The following is a 332-nucleotide window of genomic DNA, read 5'->3' as shown; positions in this document are numbered from 1 at the left end:
GGAGCCGTCCACACCATCAGACAAGTTTGAACTCGTCTCTACTAGGGCAAGACTGCTGTCCCTTATGCCGCGCCGAGGCGGCGCCACCCGGCAAGAGCAGCGGTACGGTTTTTCTTGAAGTTGGCTCTGGAGGAGAGGCTGCGCTCCGAGTTGAAATGGTTGGAGACAGAGGCGTGGAGGGCGGCAAACATTTGCAGACTTCGCATCCGCCGGAAGCGTTGCATCGCCCGCTCTCGTCGTCGGAACGGCAGGTGCGAATTCTCCGCCCGGTTGTTCAGCCATTGGCCGGTTTCGTGTAGTTGTTCGGCGCCAATCGCCTTCAAGGCCGCGCC

Annotated in this window: 1 protein-coding gene; it reads right to left on the bottom strand. The window is 60.8% G+C overall.

The window, feature by feature from the left end:
- Positions 1 to 62: 62 nt before the first annotated feature.
- On the bottom strand, positions 63 to 332 hold a 270-nt coding region (locus tag AX756_RS24895), incomplete at its 5' end, for a DDE-type integrase/transposase/recombinase (protein ID WP_156461706.1).

Origin of the sequence: Aliiruegeria sabulilitoris (assembly GCF_001558155.1) — a bacterium.
GTDB classification, from domain to species: Bacteria; Pseudomonadota; Alphaproteobacteria; order Rhodobacterales; family Rhodobacteraceae; genus Tropicimonas; species Tropicimonas sabulilitoris.
Note: the sequence above shows the minus strand (reverse complement) of the source record. Positions and strands in the feature narration are given on the sequence as shown.